Origin of the sequence: Veillonella parvula, from assembly GCF_002005185.1 — a bacterium.
Classification (GTDB): domain Bacteria; phylum Bacillota; class Negativicutes; order Veillonellales; family Veillonellaceae; genus Veillonella; species Veillonella parvula_M.
In genome coordinates, this window is the sequence record NZ_CP019721.1 from 1,442,478 (window position 1) to 1,460,166 (window position 17,689).

The 17,689-nt window shown below is 38.6% G+C and carries 19 protein-coding genes; 17 read left to right on the forward strand and 2 right to left on the reverse strand.

The window, feature by feature from the left end:
* The first annotated feature begins 190 nt into the window (after positions 1-190).
* The 3 genes from nrdD (at position 191) to B1A77_RS06645 (ending at position 4,324) form a co-directional block, all read left to right on the forward strand.
* The gene (gene nrdD, locus B1A77_RS06635; RefSeq protein WP_004693410.1) at positions 191-2,341 is read left to right on the forward strand and encodes an anaerobic ribonucleoside-triphosphate reductase; all 2,151 of its coding nucleotides are present in this window, start codon (positions 191-193) and stop codon (positions 2,339-2,341) included.
* Between the two features lie 244 nt (positions 2,342-2,585).
* Entirely contained in the window at positions 2,586-3,083 is a 498-nt protein-coding gene (gene nrdG / locus B1A77_RS06640) for an anaerobic ribonucleoside-triphosphate reductase activating protein (RefSeq protein WP_004697282.1), read from the forward strand.
* A 2-nt stretch (positions 3,084-3,085) separates the two neighbouring features.
* The gene (locus B1A77_RS06645) at positions 3,086-4,324 is read left to right on the forward strand and encodes a chloride channel protein (protein ID WP_077708321.1); all 1,239 of its coding nucleotides are present in this window, start codon (positions 3,086-3,088) and stop codon (positions 4,322-4,324) included.
* A 93-nt stretch (positions 4,325-4,417) separates the two neighbouring features.
* On the opposite strand, the gene B1A77_RS06650 is transcribed toward B1A77_RS06645, so the two are convergent.
* Both B1A77_RS06650 and B1A77_RS06655 read right to left on the reverse strand, forming a co-directional pair.
* On the reverse strand, positions 4,418-4,966 hold the full coding sequence (locus B1A77_RS06650; protein WP_004693416.1) for a gamma carbonic anhydrase family protein: 549 nt from the start codon (positions 4,964-4,966) through the stop codon (positions 4,418-4,420).
* A 21-nt stretch (positions 4,967-4,987) separates the two neighbouring features.
* The gene (locus B1A77_RS06655) at positions 4,988-5,941 is read right to left on the reverse strand and encodes a nitronate monooxygenase (protein ID WP_012864188.1); all 954 of its coding nucleotides are present in this window, start codon (positions 5,939-5,941) and stop codon (positions 4,988-4,990) included.
* Positions 5,942-6,489: 548 nt separating this feature from the next.
* On the opposite strand from B1A77_RS06655, the gene B1A77_RS06665 reads away from it, so the two are divergent.
* The 14 genes from B1A77_RS06665 (at position 6,490) to B1A77_RS06730 (ending at position 17,680) form a co-directional block, all read left to right on the forward strand.
* Positions 6,490-6,624: a rubredoxin gene (locus B1A77_RS06665; RefSeq protein ID WP_004693422.1), complete on the forward strand. Its 135-nt coding sequence runs from the start codon at positions 6,490-6,492 to the stop codon at positions 6,622-6,624.
* 100 nt (positions 6,625-6,724) lie between these two features.
* Positions 6,725-7,237 (forward strand): YceD family protein, encoded by a 513-nt coding sequence (locus B1A77_RS06670; protein ID WP_004697400.1) that lies wholly within the window; start codon positions 6,725-6,727, stop codon positions 7,235-7,237.
* A gap of 25 nt (positions 7,238-7,262) precedes the next feature.
* Complete coding sequence (gene rpmF / locus B1A77_RS06675; RefSeq protein WP_004693428.1) at positions 7,263-7,439, forward strand: 50S ribosomal protein L32; 177 nt, start codon at positions 7,263-7,265, stop codon at positions 7,437-7,439.
* Between the two features lie 305 nt (positions 7,440-7,744).
* Positions 7,745-8,305, forward strand: a complete 561-nt coding sequence (gene fapR / locus B1A77_RS06680) for a transcription factor FapR (protein ID WP_004693429.1) — start codon at positions 7,745-7,747, stop codon at positions 8,303-8,305.
* 3 nt (positions 8,306-8,308) lie between these two features.
* Positions 8,309-9,337: a phosphate acyltransferase PlsX gene (plsX, locus tag B1A77_RS06685; protein ID WP_004693432.1), complete on the forward strand. Its 1,029-nt coding sequence runs from the start codon at positions 8,309-8,311 to the stop codon at positions 9,335-9,337.
* Positions 9,321-10,316, forward strand: a complete 996-nt coding sequence (locus tag B1A77_RS06690) for a beta-ketoacyl-ACP synthase III (RefSeq protein WP_008713708.1) — start codon at positions 9,321-9,323, stop codon at positions 10,314-10,316. Before plsX ends, B1A77_RS06690 begins: the two co-directional genes overlap by 17 nt.
* A gap of 15 nt (positions 10,317-10,331) precedes the next feature.
* Positions 10,332-11,276: an enoyl-[acyl-carrier-protein] reductase FabK gene (gene fabK, locus B1A77_RS06695; RefSeq protein ID WP_008600662.1), complete on the forward strand. Its 945-nt coding sequence runs from the start codon at positions 10,332-10,334 to the stop codon at positions 11,274-11,276.
* Positions 11,277-11,287: 11 nt separating this feature from the next.
* On the forward strand, positions 11,288-12,229 hold the full coding sequence (fabD, locus tag B1A77_RS06700) for an ACP S-malonyltransferase (RefSeq protein ID WP_008713710.1): 942 nt from the start codon (positions 11,288-11,290) through the stop codon (positions 12,227-12,229).
* 1 nt (position 12,230) lies between these two features.
* Positions 12,231-12,974, forward strand: coding sequence for a 3-oxoacyl-[acyl-carrier-protein] reductase (gene fabG, locus B1A77_RS06705; RefSeq protein ID WP_008713711.1), 744 nt, complete (start codon positions 12,231-12,233; stop codon positions 12,972-12,974).
* Between the two features lie 51 nt (positions 12,975-13,025).
* Complete coding sequence (locus tag B1A77_RS06710; RefSeq protein WP_004693441.1) at positions 13,026-13,256, forward strand: acyl carrier protein; 231 nt, start codon at positions 13,026-13,028, stop codon at positions 13,254-13,256.
* A 77-nt stretch (positions 13,257-13,333) separates the two neighbouring features.
* On the forward strand, positions 13,334-14,290 hold the full coding sequence (locus B1A77_RS06715; protein ID WP_004693443.1) for an NAD(P)H-dependent flavin oxidoreductase: 957 nt from the start codon (positions 13,334-13,336) through the stop codon (positions 14,288-14,290).
* 35 nt (positions 14,291-14,325) lie between these two features.
* Positions 14,326-15,570, forward strand: a complete 1,245-nt coding sequence (gene fabF, locus B1A77_RS06720; RefSeq protein WP_004693446.1) for a beta-ketoacyl-ACP synthase II — start codon at positions 14,326-14,328, stop codon at positions 15,568-15,570.
* Positions 15,570-16,310, forward strand: a complete 741-nt coding sequence (gene rnc / locus B1A77_RS06725) for a ribonuclease III (RefSeq protein WP_004693448.1) — start codon at positions 15,570-15,572, stop codon at positions 16,308-16,310. The genes fabF and rnc overlap by 1 nt, the downstream gene beginning before the upstream one ends.
* 170 nt (positions 16,311-16,480) lie before the next feature.
* Positions 16,481-17,680: an elongator complex protein 3 gene (locus B1A77_RS06730; protein ID WP_038125330.1), complete on the forward strand. Its 1,200-nt coding sequence runs from the start codon at positions 16,481-16,483 to the stop codon at positions 17,678-17,680.
* Positions 17,681-17,689: the final 9 nt, after the last annotated feature.

Below are 17,689 nucleotides of genomic sequence, written 5' to 3' on the forward strand. Positions count from 1 at the left end.
TTACTTTATATTGTATTTAGGGTTGAAAACAACCACCATATATAGTATACTGAGAAGGCGGTAAAAATAGAGGGGGTTTCTAATAATTCTTTACATTTTTACATATAAATTTATAAAAAGTGTGATTAGACATACTTTTTATACTTCTTAACATATATTTTGGCAGTAACAAGATGGGGAGGTTGCCAATATGTTGCAGGTCATTAAGCGTGATGGCACGAAGGTACCATTCGACAAAAACAAGATTGCTTTGGCTATTGAAAAAGCTGAACATAGTAGTACTGGGTTGTACGAAGAGGGCTTGGCACAGCGTATTGCAAATGAAATTGAGGAATATGCTACTAAGCTTCAAAAAGACATGACAATTTATGCTATTGAAGATCAAGTGTATTATAAGTTGATTGAGTATCATAATCCTGCAACGGCACGTGCCTATGAAGGTTACAAAGCTGTTCAAGCTTTTAAACGCCGTCAAAATACAACTGATGATGATGTAATTGGTTTATTAGATCGTAGTAATATCAGTGTTCTTGATGAAAATTCTAATAAGGATGCTGCTATTGTATCTACCCAACGGGATTTAATTGCTGGTGAAGTATCTAAGGATATTGCTCGTCGTAAATTGATTCCTACCGATATTTTGGAAGCCCATGATAGTGGAGCTATCCACTTCCATGATATGGATTATATTATTCAACCTATGTTTAACTGTTGCTTGATTAATTTGGAAGATATGCTTACAAATGGCACAGTGATCAATGGTAAGAAAATCGATACACCTAAGTCTTTCCAAGTTGCTTGTACTGTAACAACACAAATCATTGCACAAGTAGCATCTGGTCAATATGGTGGTCAAAGTATTAATGGTATTGACCGTATTTTGGCACCATTTGTACGTAAATCTTATGAAAAAATCCTCAATAATGTTATCGAAGAGCAAGTTGAGATTTATGGCATGGAGCCTAATATGGAAAAGGCTCGCGAAATAGCGTGGAAACGTACGCGTAAAGAGGTTAAAGATGGTATCCAAACTATTCAATACCAAATCAATACATTGATGACTACAAATGGTCAATCTCCATTTGTTACATTATTTATGTATTTCCAACCAGACTATGAATACGCGAAGGAAGCGGCTCTTATTACAGAAGAAATTTTGCGCCAACGTATTAAAGGTGTAAAAAACGAAGCCGATGTATATATTACACCAGCCTTTCCTAAGTTGATTTATGTTCTTGATGAGCATAATGTAACACCAGATAGTCCATACTATTACTTAACTGAATTGGCAGCACAATGTACGGCTAAGCGCATGTACCCTGACTATATTTCTGCAAAAAAAATGAAGGAAAACTACTCAGGTAATGTCTTTAGTCCTATGGGCTGTCGATCCTTCTTATCTCCTTGGAAGGATGAAAATGGTGAATACAAGTTTGATGGACGTTTTAACATTGGTGTAGTAAGTTTAAACTTACCTCAAATTGGCATTCTAGCCCGCGGTAGTGAAGAACGATATTTTGAAATCTTAGATAAACGACTTGAGTTGGCAGAAAAAGCACTAATGCTTCGTTATGAATTACTTAAGGACGTAGTGAGTGATGTGTCACCAATCCATTGGCAACACGGTGCTATTGCAAGACTTAAAAAAGGCGAGAAAATTGCCAAATTCTTGACTGGCGGTTATGCGACTATTTCCTTGGGATATATTGGTATTTATGAAGCAACTCGTTTAATTACCGGTGAATCGAATACAGGCGAGAAAGGTCGCGTTTTTGCGATGAAGATTATGGATCGCTTAAATGCAGCTGTTGATGAATGGCGAGTTAAACATAACATGGGCTTTGCATTATATGGTACACCTGCTGAAAGTTTAACCCATCGATTCTCTTCTTTGGATCGCGCTCGTTTTGGTATTATTGAGGACATTACGGATAAGGGTTATTATACTAATAGTTATCATGTAAGCGTACGAGAAGAGATTAATGTATTTGATAAGTTCTCCTTTGAATCTGAGTTCCAAAAGAAATCTACAGGTGGCTGTATTTCCTATGCAGAAATTCCTAATATGACTAATAATATTCCAGCTGTTTTGACTATGATTCAATATATTTATGATCATATTTCTTATGCTGAATTTAATACCAAGTCTGACTATTGTCACGAATGTGGCTTTGATGGAGAAATTAAGGTAAATGAACATAACGAGTGGGAATGCCCTCGTTGCCACAATACAAATCGCGATAAATTAACTGTTATCCGTCGTACTTGTGGATACCTTGGCGAAAACTTCTGGAATGAAGGGCGCACAAAGGAAATTAAAGATCGTGTAATGCACATTTAAGATTATTAGAGTTATAGTTTTAATAATTATTCTGTATATTAAGCATATTAAGATAAACTGTTATATAGATTAATATAATTATCATAGACATCTAATGATGTGGGATACGATTTTAGTTCTAAATACGATAGTTTTAAATGGTAAAAGCTGTGCCTAAGGCACAGCTTTTACTGTATATATGAGAAATTGAAATATATCTATATAGTGTTAATCAAAGTTGATAGGCACTACTATGGAGGTTATGATGAGATATGGGCAAATAAGACAATATGATATTGCCAATGGAGAAGGGATTCGTACATCTATATTTGTAACAGGTTGTACACATTGTTGTTATAATTGTTTTAACGAAGAATACCAAGATTTTAATGCTGGTAAGGTGTGGACGCAAGCTGAGACAGATTTAGTGGTTTCCTATGTGAAGAATCCTACATGTTCAGGTTTAACATTATTAGGTGGGGAGCCATTTCAAAATGTACAAGGCTTATTACCGGTGGTGAGAGCTGTTCGAGCAGCGGCGCCAGAAAAGAAGATTTGGGCCTATTCCGGCTATGAAATAGATGATATCTTAGAAGATGAGTTGCGAAGTGCTTTATTACAAGAAATCGACATTCTCGTAGATGGCCGCTTTGTAGATGAACTTAAGGATCCTGCTTTGCGCTTCAGAGGTTCTTCAAATCAGCGTATCATTGATGTTAAAAAGACATTAGCGGCTGGGGAAATTGTATTAGCGATGGAGTAAATATGATATATGATAAACGATTTATAGGACTCATTATTATAGTTGGCTTTATAGCAGGGCTAGTAGGGGCTTCCTATACGCATTTATTACATGGAATCCAACATTTCGCATATAATTACTCCTCTGCTGATCATCTGAGCTTTGGTGCAGCTGTGGCCCGAGTATCACCGATAGAACGATTAATACCCTTAATCGTCTGTGGCGTGATAGGTGGCGTAGGTTGGGTTTTGATTCACAGATATGGTAAAGGCGTTGTAGATATAAAAACGGCAGTTTCTGGTAAAATGGATATGAATCCAATTACTACTGTTTTACATGCAACACTGCAAATAATTACGGTAGGTATTGGTTCTCCATTAGGTCGAGAAGTTGCACCACGTGAGGCTAGCGCTGGTATTACTACCTTTTTAGTTAAACATTTTGATATAAAACAAGAAGACCGTCAATTATTAATTGCATGTGCTGCAGGCGCTGGTTTAGCTGCAGTTTATAATTCACCATTATCTGCGGCAATTTTCACATTAGAAACTTTGCTTCTTACTTGGAATATACGGGCTATGAGTGCAGCCCTCTTATGTTGTGGTTTGGCTACATTTGTGACGCGACAAGCTGGTGTAGGAGATGTTATACAATATACAATGGCACAACCCAGTTTGGGGAGTCATTATGTAGAGTTTTCTATCGTTTTAGGCGCTATTATTGCAATTGGTGTTGTTTTATTTAATATTACACAAAGTAAGCTACCCGCCATTCATCGTAGTAGTCCTGTAATGATTCCCATTTCTATCGTAGCATTTACACTAATTGGTGTTTTAGCTATGTATTTTCCTGAAATTCTTGGAAATGGTAAAGCAGGCAATGAGTTGACTTTTACGAACGATATCACATGGACATATGCATTGGGTTTATTTGGATCCAAATGGGTAGCTGTTTTACTTGCTTTGGCCGCTGGTGCATATGGTGGTCGTATTACACCATCTATGATGTTAGGTAGTACTTTGGGGATCGTATTTGGTACCGTATGGGCTATTGCTATAGCGCCAGTATCTTTGGGAATGTCTGCTTTTGTGGGGGCCGTAGTATTCTTAGGCCTTGCACAAAAAATGCCTATTACATCTTGTGTATTTATGCTTGAATTATCTCGTTTCTCTGTAGAGATGTTGTTTCCTATAGCTTTAACAATGGGGACAGCCCTTATGGTAGAGCAAATTATTCAATCAAAATTAAATAGCGCTAAGTAGCAATAAATAACAGTTAATAAAAGTTAAATATATTATATAGAAAAGAAGCGGATAGTTGAGTTAATCAACTATCCGCTTTTAATGTATATGTAATTATACGATTTTGGCGTTCTTATCGTATTCCTCGCCACCCGCATCAGGAAGCATGCCATATTCTACAGTCCACAAGTGTTTATATTTTAGTGCTTGATTGTGAATACGTTCGATTTGCGTTTCATCTGTACGAGCTATGCGAGCTGGGATTCCAACAACTAAAGAATTAGGTGGGATTACAGTGTTCTCCTTTATGACTGCACCAGCAGCAATAATAGAGCCAGAGCCAATATGACAACCGCTCAATACAATAGCGCCCATTCCAACTAATACATTATCTTCAATGGTACTAGCGTGTACTATTGCACCATGGCCAATTGTTACATAATCTCCAAGAATGCAAGCCCTGTCGTCATCAACGTGTAATACAGAGTTATCCTGTACATTGGAATAGCGACCTACTACAATTTTATTTACATCACCGCGAAGTGCGCAGTTTTGCCAAATGGAAGCATATTCTTTTAGTTCAACATCACCTGCAAGTTCTGCACCAGGCATAACACAACTTTTGGGATCTAATTTGGGGTATTTTCCGTGAAATGGTAACATAAGGAACTCCTAATTTATTAACTATACGATTTCAATAAGACGTTGTGCTTTACGAATAGACATGATAGCTTCGTTCATTACTGTTTGTACTATAGTGTGAGCAGGTTCAATAGTAGTAAGTCGGTTTAAACCTTGTCCAACTTGTACAGCACCATTTATAACATCACCATCGATAGCAGCACGTTTGTTAGTGCCTTGGGACATTTTGGTGCGTTCTTCAGGGGTAGTAACACCATCTGTTTCGGCAGCTAAGTAACGTGTAGTGAATTCGTTTTTCAAGCTACGTACTCCACCGTGACCGGAGAGGAGACCCGTTACAACAGAGTCTGTATCTGTGGCTTTGATAATTGCTTCTTTCATATTTATGTGGGCTTGGCATTCTTCAGCTAACAAAAAACGGGAACCCATTTGTACACCCTCAGCACCCATCAACAATGCTGCTGCAATACCACGACCATCTACGATAGCGCCTGCTACAACAACAGGAATGGAAATCTCAGGTAAAATATTTTCCATCAAGGACATGGTTGTTTGGCTACCAATATGTCCACCAGCTTCCATACCCTCAATAATAATTGCATCAGCACCAGCTTCTTCAATACGTTTAGCAAGTTTTAGAGATGGAACAACAGGGATAACTTTAATGCCTGCATCTTGCAATGGTTTAATATATGGTACAGGATTGCCTGCTCCAAGTGTTACAAATGCAGGCTTTTCTTCAATGATAATATCCACTAATTCGTCTTTATTGGGAGCCATTAACATGAGATTGACTCCGAAAGGCTTATCCGTTAAGTCTTTACAAGCACGAATCTCGTTGCGCGTCCATTCTGCATCACGACCACCAAGAGCAATTACACCTGTAGCACCTGCATTAGCTACGGCAGCAACTAGTTTGTGTTCAGATACCCAAGCCATAGCACCTTGGATGATAGGGTATTCGATTTGTAAAAGTTGTGTTAATGCTGTTCTCATAAAGCCTCCTATGATAACAATTAAATTTACTGAAACTTTATTATACCTTTATAGGAGAATTTTATATAAGAATGATTTTATTTTCTTATATAAAAATAGAGTATTAATAAAGTCAAGAATATTCATCAGTATATACTTATATACTAAAGAGATTAAGCATAATATTATTTGGAGATTATATGTAATCACATAATCTCTTCTCTATATAATAGTATAATATAGTAATTATGTATACCTTAGATAAGGTTATTATAGTTATTTATTTAAACAATATGCTTTCAAAATTAATTTCCAATTATTGGATTAAAATAAAATATTTAGCAGTAGTCTAAAGATAAAAAAACTAAATGATAATATATTTCAAATGAGTTAAGTAGTAGAAAACCGCATAGTATCTATGATTATTAAATATTATAAAAAATGAGAAAATAAGAAAATGAGTATTGAAAAGTTTCGATGTCTTTGATATACTACATTACAGATAGAGTATCTGAATTAATTAAAGATAAACATTAAACAATAATTTTCAAGTGAAGGAGGAAATACACATGGAAAAATATGTATGCGTAGTATGTGGTTGGGTTTATGACGAAGCTGTTGAAGGCGTAAAATTCGAAGATCAACCAGCTGATTATGTTTGCCCAATTTGCGGTGTTGGTAAAGACCAATTCGAAAAAATGTAATTGACTTACCAAAAGGCTATCTTGAGTCCACTTGAGATAGTCTTTTTTATTTGACAAAGCACCATGTCATGTTTATAATATTATGAGTCGAGGTAAGATTATGAAACTGCAAGTAGAGCAAGCAAAAGAACATATAGGAAAGAAATTTCCTTATAGCTATACGATATCAGCCTCTGAGCTTGGTGACGTAACTGCTTTTCCTTGGAGCCGTCATGATATAACCATTAGTGGTGAGTTTTGGTTTGATGGTCAAAATTACATCGTTCAAGGTTCGATTCAGTCTAAAGGCGATTATGATTGTTCCCGTTGTTTAAATACCACAGAACATTATCGAAAAGATTTCTTTCAGGAAATCTTTAGTGATTGTCGAGATGCTGCAGATGATGTGAATTCTTTTGATGGAGAAGAAATTGACTTAACTGAACTAATTAGGGATACATTAATCATCAATGAGCCCTCTCAAGTGTTATGTCAGGATGATTGCAAAGGATTGTGCGTTCATTGCGGAGCAAATTTAAATGTTTCACCTTGTTCTTGTGAATCCTTTGTGGTGGATCCTCGATTTGCAGAGTTACGTGCTTTGCTTGATGAGAAAGATGATAGATTATCCTAATGATTGTACTAAGGAGGTGCAGATAATGGCAGTACCTAAACGTAGATTGTCTAAATGCCGTCGCGATCGTCGTCGTGCTAATTGGAAATTAGAAGCTCCTGGTTATGTAGCATGTCCACAATGCCACGAACCTAAGATGCCTCATCGTGTTTGCCCTACATGTGGTCACTATAAAGGTGAACAAGTAGTAGCTAATGCTTAATATGTGAGCAGAGAGAGACGCCTACTTTGTAGGCGTCTTTTTTATATGCTTTCAAAATATACACTCATATTTTTATATGTTTCGTTATCAATAGCAAGTGTCACTATTTTATAGTAAGATTATTCTATAAGATGGTGACACATTTTTATTTTTTATAAATAATAATACTAAAATATAAAAAAACAACTATATTTTGTATATGCTATGAAAAAATCTTACTATATGTATGAAAAGTCTTGCCAATAAGGGAATTATTGTATATACTTAGGATGTAATATTAATACTAGGTCATAAAAGGTGGTCCCATGAGTCGGTTAAAGAAGCAAGAGCGCCAGAAGCAGTTACAAGAAAAACTGAATATTACGCCATTTCTTACTGATGAAGAATTGGCAACACACTTTGGTGTAAGTGTGCCAACAATTCGTCTCGATCGACTAGAATTGGGTATTCCTGAATTGCGTGAACGCATTCGTGTTATGGCTACAGGTCAATCACATGAAATGGCAGAACATGTATCATATGAAGTGGTTGGCGAATTGATTGATGTCACCGAGGGGCACCAAGCATTATCTATGTTGCGTACTACGGCTGATATGGAAGATCAATTTGGATATGTAGAACCGCAGTATTTATATGCTCAAGCAAATTCCCTTGCAAAAGTGGTTATGGGGACGACTGTTTGCTCTGCGGAAGTTGGAAATATAAAATATAAGAACCCGGTAGGATCTGGTACTAATTTGGTAGCGAAAGCAGAAATTGTTCGTCGCCGAGGTAATAAGTTCTTTATTTGGGTTATAATAAGAGATAAAATAAAAGAAGTGTTTCGCGCAAAATTTATTATGGAATCCGTAGAGAATAGGGTGTAAATTATGAAAATTGCAATAGACGCCATGGGTGGCGACTTTGCTCCAATGGAGACTGTACTTGGATCCATTGAAGCCGTACGAGCAAATCAACACATTGAAGTGGTGCTCGTCGGCGATGAGCAGCAAATTTTTGATATATTAGAAGCTAATAATGAAGCTAAGAATCCACGTATTTCTGTACATCATGCTAGCCAGGTAATCGGCATGGATGAACATCCAGGTCAAGCATTGCGCAAGAAAAAAGATGCATCTGTTGTGGTCGCTACTTCGTTGGTTCGCGATAATCGTTGTGATGCTGTAATTGCTCCGGGGAGTACGGGAGCTGCTGTTGCAGCGGCTTTGTTTGGTCTCGGTCGCATTAAGGGCATTGATCGCCCTGTCATTGCAACTCCAATGCCAACGGTAAGTGGTATAACAGTTATGTTAGACTCTGGTGCAAATTCTAATAGTAAACCTAAACATCTTGTACAAGGTGCTTTAATGGGGTCTGAATACGCTAAGCTTTTATTAGGAAAAGAAAATCCTACTGTAGGATTGTTAAATATTGGTGAAGAGGCCACAAAGGGGAACGATGTCGTATTGGCGACATATCCGATTTTGGAGGGTATGAAGACTATCAATTTTAAAGGAAATATTGAAGGTCGTGATATTCCTAAAGGTGCCGTTGATGTTGTCGTATGTGATGGCTTCGTAGGCAATGTGGTACTTAAATTTGCGGAAGGTTTAGTAACAGGTCTTACGCAATTAGTAAAGGATAGTATCATGGCAGGAAGTATTTTCGCCAAGATAGGAGCTATGCTTGTAAAGCCAGCTTTGAAAAAGATGGCAAAACGTTTGGATCACACAGAAAATGGTGGTGCTCCGCTCTTGGGAGTTAATGGGGTATTCATGATTGCTCATGGTAGTTCTAAAGCAAAAGAAATAAAAACTGCTATTGAAATTGCTAGTGATTTAGTAGAGCGTAAAATTATTCAACACATAAGAGAAACGATGGATATTGAAGGAGCCTTAAAGTATGACTATGATGAATAAACCTGTAGGAATCATTGGTACTGGGAGCTTCCTTCCTGACAATGTAGTAACAAACTTTGATCTTGAAAAAATGGTTGATACCAATGATCAATGGATTAGAGAGCGTACGGGTATAGAAGAACGACGCATTGCACCGGAAGGTATGAATACATCCTATATGGCGACCGAGGCAGCAAAAAAAGCTATGCAAATGGCTAATGTCTCTGCAGAGGATATCGACATGATTATCTTTGCTACTCTAACACCAGATATGATTATTCCTTCGGCAGCTTGTGTATTGCAAGCAAACTTAGGAGCTAAAAACGCTGCAGCCTATGATTTACAAGCGGCATGCTCTGGGTTTGTATATGGATTGATTACTGCCGCTAGTTATATTAGCTCTGGTATTTATAAAAAAGTACTCGTTGTGGGGGCAGAAATTCTTTCTCGTCGAGTAAACTGGAATGATCGTGGTACATGTATCCTCTTTGGTGATGGTGCTGGGGCTGCAGTAGTATCTGAAGTACCTGAAGGCTATGGCATTAAAGGTATTGATATGGGCGCCGATGGCACTGGAGGATCAGCGCTTTGCATTCCTGCAGGTGGCACTGCTGTAGTAGCAAATGATCAACGCGTAGAAGAGGGCTTAACATTTATTCATATGGATGGCCCTGAAGTATATAAATTTGCCGTTAAAACGATGGGACGTACGGTTTTAAAATCCTTAGAACGTGCTGATATGGAGTTAAATGAATTAGATTACTTCATTCCTCATCAAGCGAATATTCGTATTATTGATTCGGCAGCCAAACGTTTACATCTGCCGATGGAAAAAGTTTTTGTTAATTTACATAAGTATGGTAATACATCTGCCGCGTCTGTAGCGATTGCACTTGATGAAGCTAATCGCGAGGGACGTTTCAAACGCGGTGATAATGTTGCGTTTGCAGGATTTGGTGCAGGCCTAACATGGGCAAGCCTGGTCTTGAAATGGTATTAAGGAGGACACATCAAGATGATTAAGACTGACATTTGTGATTTATTGCAGATTGAGTATCCAATCTTTCAAGGTGGCATGGCTTGGCTCGGTACTGCAGAATTAGCGGCAGCCGTTTCTGAAGCTGGTGGACTTGGGATTATTGGTGCTGGTCATATGCCTCCTGATATTTTCCGTAATGAAATCCATAAATTAAAAGAGCGCACTAGTAAGCCTTTTGGCTGTAATATCATGCTCATGTCTCCATTTGTAAAAGAGGTTATGGAAGTAGTCGTGGAAGAACGTGTTCCTGTTATCACTACAGGTGCAGGTAATCCTGGTGTTTATGTTCCCGCTTTGAAAGAAATTGGTACAAAAGTTATTCCTGTAGTTGCATCAGTATTACTAGCAAAGCGCTTATTACGTGGTGGTATTGATGCAATTATTGCTGAAGGTACAGAGTCTGGTGGTCACGTAGGTGATATTACAACTATGGCATTAATTCCTCAAGTAGTTGATGCTGTAGATGTACCAGTTATTGCTGCCGGAGGTATCGCAGATGGTCGTGGTATGGCCGCGGCATTTGCATTAGGTGCTAAAGCGGTACAAATGGGGACACGATTCGTATTATCCGAAGAATGTATTGCCCATGAAAATTATAAAAATGCTGTATTGAAAGCAAAAGATCGTGCTACAGTTATGACTGGTTTAACAACAGGTCATCCTGTACGTATTATAGATAATGCGTTAGCTCATAAATATAAATCCCTTGAATTCAGTGGTGGATCTAAAGAGGAATTGGAAGCATTAGGTGCTGGTACACTTCGTTTAGCTGCTATTGAGGGTAATGTAAAAGAAGGTTCTGTAATGATCGGTCAAATTTCTGGTATGTTAACAGATGTTAAACCATGTGAAACTATCATTAAAGATATTATGACTGAAGCTGAAACTGTGATTAAGAATCTTCAAGGTCTTAGTAAATAAGGAGGCCCCTAATGAAAACGGCATTTGTTTTTCCTGGTCAAGGTTCTCAAAAAGTAGGCATGTTACAAGATTTGTATAATGCGTACCCTATTGTGAAACAACGTTTTGAAGAAGCTGACGAGGCACTTGGTTATTCTATCAGTAAATTATGCTTCGAAGGTCCTGATACAGAGCTCGTTAAAACAGCAAATACACAACCAGCTATTTTGACTGCATCCGTAGCTTGTTATGAAATTCTAAAAGAACAAGGCTTTACGCCTGACATCGTAGGCGGGCATAGTCTTGGTGAGTATAGTGCTCTAGTAGCAGCCGGTGTATTGAACTTTAAAGACGCAGTATATGTAGTTCATAAACGCGGTGAATATATGCAAGAAGCTGTGCCATTGGGTAAAGGCGCTATGGCAGCAATTTTGGCATTACCTCGTGAGCAAGTTGTAGAAATCTGTGAAGAAGTAAATGCTTCTGTAGGTTCTGTACAAGCAGTTAACTTCAATTGCCCTGGACAAATCGTTATTGCCGGTGAAACTGCAGCGGTGGAAACAGCAGCTGAAAAAATGAAAGAAGCAGGAGCAAAACGCGCAGTAATGCTTCCGGTAAGTGCTCCATTCCATAGCCGTTTGATGGAACCCGCAGCTCTTCGGTTAAAGGAAGAGTTGGATAAGATCCAAGTGTGTGATGCACAAATTCCTGTAGTTGCAAATGTTACTGGCAAGATTTTGACTAATGCAAATGATATTAAAGAGTCCTTAGTTACTCAAGCCGCTAACCCTGTCTTGTGGGAAGATTGTGTAACTGAAATGGTAAACTTTGGTGTTACTCGCTTTGTTGAAGTGGGGCCTGGGAAAGTACTCACAGGTTTTACTAAAAAGATTAACAAAGATATGGAATTAGCTAATGTTGAAGACATTGCATCCTTAGAGAAAACGCTTGAATTTTTGAAGGGGGTTCGATAAAATGCATTTAGAGGGTAAAGTAGCCATTGTAACTGGCGCATCCCGTGGCATTGGTCGCGCTGTAGCTATCAATCTAGCACAATCTGGTGCTGATATTGTAGTAAACTATAGCGGTAGCGAAGGTGCAGCACAAGAAACGGTTGAAGCTGTACAAGCGTTAGGCCGAAAAGCCATTAAATTTAAAGCTAATGTAGCAAATGCTGATGAAGTTGCTTCCATGGTGGAAGAAGCTCATAAAGAATTTGGTCACATTGACATTCTCGTAAATAATGCGGGTATTACGCGCGACGGTTTGTTGATGAGAATGAAAGACGAAGATTTTGATGCTGTAATTGATATCAACCTTAAAGGTGTATACTTGGTAACTAAAGCAGTATCTAAAATCATGATGAAACAACGTTCTGGTCATATTATCAACATGACATCTGTTGTAGGTGTTATTGGTAATGCTGGTCAAACTAACTACGCTGCTTCTAAAGCGGGCGTAATTGGTTTTACTAAGTCCTGTGCTAAAGAATTGGCTAGCCGTGGTATTACAGTTAATGCTATTGCACCAGGCTTTATCAATACAGATATGACTGATGTATTACCAGAAAAAGTTAAAGAAGCTATGGTTACTCAAATTCCGTTGGGCCGTATGGCTGATGCCGAAGAAGTAGCAACAGTAGCAACATTCCTTGCTAGCGATTTTGCTAATTATATTACGGGTCAAGTCATCAATGTTGATGGTGGCATGGTAATGTAGTTGTAAAATTAGACTATATATAAATACACTTTGAAAGGAGGTGAACCACTAATGAACACTTTCGATAAAGTTAAAGCAATCGTTGTGGAACAATTAGGCGTTGATGAAGCTGAAGTTACCATTGATTCTACATTCATCGACGACTTAGGCGCTGACTCCTTAGATATCGTTGAATTGATCATGGCATTTGAAGAAGAATTCAATGTTGAAATCCCTGACGACGTTGCAGAAAAAATTAAAACCGTTAAGGATACAGTAGAATATATTGATTCTGCTAAATAAGCTGTAAAGCTAACAATTCAACCGAACGGGAGGCCGAGTGGCCTCCCAACCGGTTTTATTTACAGGAGGATTTGATAGTGAAGCTCCCTGAACTTCGCATTGGGAATCTAGTGGCCAAAGTACCTATTATTCAAGGTGGTATGGCGATTAGATTGTCTACAGCTCGCTTGGCAGCAGCCGTTGCAAATGAAGGTGGTATCGGCCTTATTGCGGCATCGGGCTTGCCTTTCGATGAATTACGATACGAAATACAATTAGCTAGAAAATTATCACCTACGGGTATTATTGGTATAAATGCGATGGTAGCAGCAACTCAATTTGCTGGCTTAGTAAAGACTGCCATCGAAGAAGGCATTGATCTTGTAGTAGCAGGTGCTGGTTTTTCAAGAGATATGTTCGCAATGGGCAAAGAGTCTGGTACTCCTATTGTACCAATTGTTTCGTCCGCAAAATTAGCTCGCATTTCTGAAGGTTTAGGTGCTGCAGCTGTAATCGTAGAAGGCTGTGAAGCTGGTGGACACTTGGGGACGGATCGTTCCGCTCGAGAAATCGTTCCCGAAGTTGTAGCAGCGGTAAAAAACATTCCAGTAATTGCTGCTGGTGGTGTTCTAGATGGCCATGATATCGTTGAAATGTTAAAAATCGGCGCTAGTGGTGTTCAAATGGGTAGCCGTTTTGCTGCTTCTGATGAATGTAATGCATCTGATGAATTGAAAAAAATGTATGTACGAGCTACAAACCCTGAGGATATAGTATTGATTCAAAGTCCTGTTGGTTTGCCTGGTCAAGCAATAAAAAACAAATTTGCTGAATCTGTTTTAGATGGTACTGTAGCGCCTCCAACGGTGTGTGATAACTGTTTAAAACATTGTTCCCATAAATTCTGCATTATCCGTGCTCTTTCTCGCGCACAACAAGGTGATGTGGAAACGGGGTTGGTGTTCTCTGGCAATAATATGAGAAAAGTCGATAGGATTATGCCAGTTAAAGATATCTTTGCTCAATTAAAACAGCAAGTAGCAGAGATTGATTAATTTAAAGGGCTGTATAGCTATAAGAGGTGGAATAATTGGAAAAACGTGTAGTAATTACTGGCTTAGGGGCAGTGACTCCTGTAGGTATCGGTAAAGAGAACTTCTACAATGCGTTATTGGCAGGTCAATCTGGTATTGGGCCGATTACACGCTTTGACGCATCTGACTATGCAACACGCATTGCGGGTGAAGTAAAAGACTTTGATATTACAAACTATGGGGTAGACAAGAAAGAAGCTCGTCGTATGGACCGTTCTGTAGAATTTGCTATCGGTGCAGCTGTTCTTGCTTGTGAAGATGCTGATCTTGATTTAGATAAAGCAGATTTAGATCGCTGTGGTACTGTAGTTGGTACAGGTATAGGCGGCATTGACTCTATCCATGAGGTGTATGAAACATTATTCGAAAAAGGTCCTGGCCGTGTAAGTCCATTTGCAGTACCTATGATGATTGCAAATATGACATCTGCACGCGTATCTATTCGCCTTGGTCTTAAAGGTCCAGTTATTACAGACGTAACTGCTTGTACTTCTGGTACAAATGCGATTGGCGATGCATTCCGTATCATCCAACGTGGAGATGCTGATGTGATGTTTGCTGGTGGTACTGAGGCTGCGGTATCTCCGGCTGCTGTAGCTGGTTTTGCGGCTATGAAAGCTATGTCTACACGCAATGATGAGCCAACAAAGGCGTCCCGTCCATTTGACCGTGACCGTGATGGTTTCGTAATGGGTGAAGGTGCTGGTATCGTAGTTCTTGAAGAATTAGAACACGCAAAAGCACGCGGTGCGCATATCTATGCTGAAGTTGTGGGCTATGGTAGCAATGGTGATGCTTACCATATCACTGCACCAGCTCCAGGTGGTGTTCAAGCTCGTAAATGTATGGAATTAGCAATTAAAGATGCAGGTATTGATCCTAAAGACGTTAACTACATCAATGCTCATGGTACATCTACTGGCCTTAATGACCAAAATGAAACATTGGCTATTAAAGAATTGTTCGGCGATCACGCTAAAAATATCGCTGTTAACTCTACTAAATCCATGACAGGTCACTTATTGGGGGCTGCTGGTGCTATTGAAACTATCGTAATGGCAATGGCGATTGAAACTGGTAAAGTTCACCCTACAATTAACTGTGACAATCCTGATGAAGGTTTGGATCTGGACTATGTTCGTGAAGGCGCACGTGAACTTCAAGTAAAATGTGCACTTTCTAACTCTTTCGGTTTTGGTGGTCATAACGGTACACTTTGCATTCGCCGTTATGAAGCTTAATGGTTACTATCGAAACGCATAAGAGTAAGATAACACAAGCTCGTGAAGAATCTCTTCATGAGCTTGTTGCTCGTTTAGACATACCTGTGTCAGATATATCCATTATAGATTGTGCTTTTACACATACTTCTTATGCGAATGAACATAAATCAAAGCATATTCATCACAATCAGCGATTAGAGTTTTTAGGCGATGCTGTTTTGGATCTTATTATTGGGGAATACCTATTTAAGACATATCCAGATATGGCTGAAGGTAATTTAACGAAAATTAAGGCCGCTACAGTGTGTGAGGATTCTTTAGCATCTGTGAGTCGTTCTTTGCAACTAGGACAATATTTATTGCTCGGTCATGGAGAACGCGCTTCCGGTGGTAACGATAGAAACTCTATATTAGCGGATACCTTTGAGTCTCTCATCGGTGCCATTTATATTTCTACAGATTATCAAACGGCTATGGCCTTTGTTTTAAAGCATTTAACTACCTATATCATGCAAGCCTTAGAAGGTAAGCGGGGCAAAGATTATAAGACATTATTACAAGAATATGTGCAACGTGATGGGGATAAACATATTGTCTATCATTTGCTCAGTGAAAGTGGTCCCGATCATGCTAAAACCTTCCATATGGAGGTTGAAATTAATGGTGTTACTTACGAGGCCGGCTCTGGTAAAAGTAAAAAAATTGCAGAACAACATGCGGCTCAATTGACTTTAGAAAAGTTGATGGCTGATAAATAGAAAAGCGCCGAATGGCGCTTTTTTTGTATAATAGTATGTGAGTAATATATAGTATGTGAGTAATAATCTATATAATGGTAGATGAATAATGATCTATATAATGATAGATGAACAATAATCTATATAATAATAGATGAATAATAATTTTTACATAAGAAGAGGAGGTGTCTATGAAACCATTTGGTATGATTCCCTTTTTTATACCTCACGTAGGTTGTCCCTATGTGTGTACATTTTGTAATCAATCTCGTATTACAGGCCAATCTGGTATTAGTCACCTAACTCCAGAATATATACAACAAACAATCAAAGACTATGTAGGAACAAAGCGGAATGAAAAGTTTTGGGAGGTTGCCTTTTATGGTGGATCATTTACGGCTATTATTAAAGATTTACAACATAAATTATTAATGCCTGCCTATGAAATGCTTCAACAGGGCCTCATTGATGGCATACGCTGTTCTACAAGGCCCGATGCTGTAGGAGATGAAGCGATTACATTATTACAGTCTTATGGAGTAAAAACTGTGGAACTTGGTGTGCAGTCTATGAATGATGGTATTTTAGTCGATGCTAAGAGGGGGCACACGGCACAAGAGGTAGTAGAGGCTGTTACACGATTAAAACATCGTGATATGACCGTTGGGGTTCAACTTTTACCGGGACTAAAAGGAGAGACATGGCAAACCATAATAGAAACGGCCATTGCAGTAGCCGCATTACGACCTGATTTTGTACGTATCTATCCCGTACTAGTTATAGAAAATACAGAGCTAGCCGAACAGTATAGAGCTGGAGAATATAAACCACTAAGTACTGAGCTAGCTATACAGTATTGTTCATTTTTAAAAGATTGGTTTGAACAGCATGGCATTGAAGTCATTCGCACGGGTTTACAAAGTACAGAAGAATTAGATTCTAGGAATAGCTTAGTAGCGGGGCCATATGAGCCCGCTATGGGGGAGCTGGTTGTGAACGAACAGTATAAGCAGCGAATTGAACGTTGTATTGATGAGCATGCATCTCAGTATACGTACGCACTAAGTAACGATTGTTTTAATCTAACTGACTACGCTACTTATGAAAAGCTAGGATTTAGTGGAGTTAGTGCTTATAATGCTGATAATAGTGGATATATAGATAACACTAATAATGATAGAACAAATTATATTAGGAATAATGGTATTGCAGTACAGCATAATATTGTTATTTCTTATCCGAGATGCTTAACATCTAAGGTGCGAGGCCTTAATAATCGAAACGTTAAATACTTTCAGATTCAGTATCCGCAGTATGCATTTGAATGGTGTGAAGAACGCACGAGAAATACCGTTCGTTGCTGTATTGATGGCCTGCAATATGTGTTATAATAAAAGATA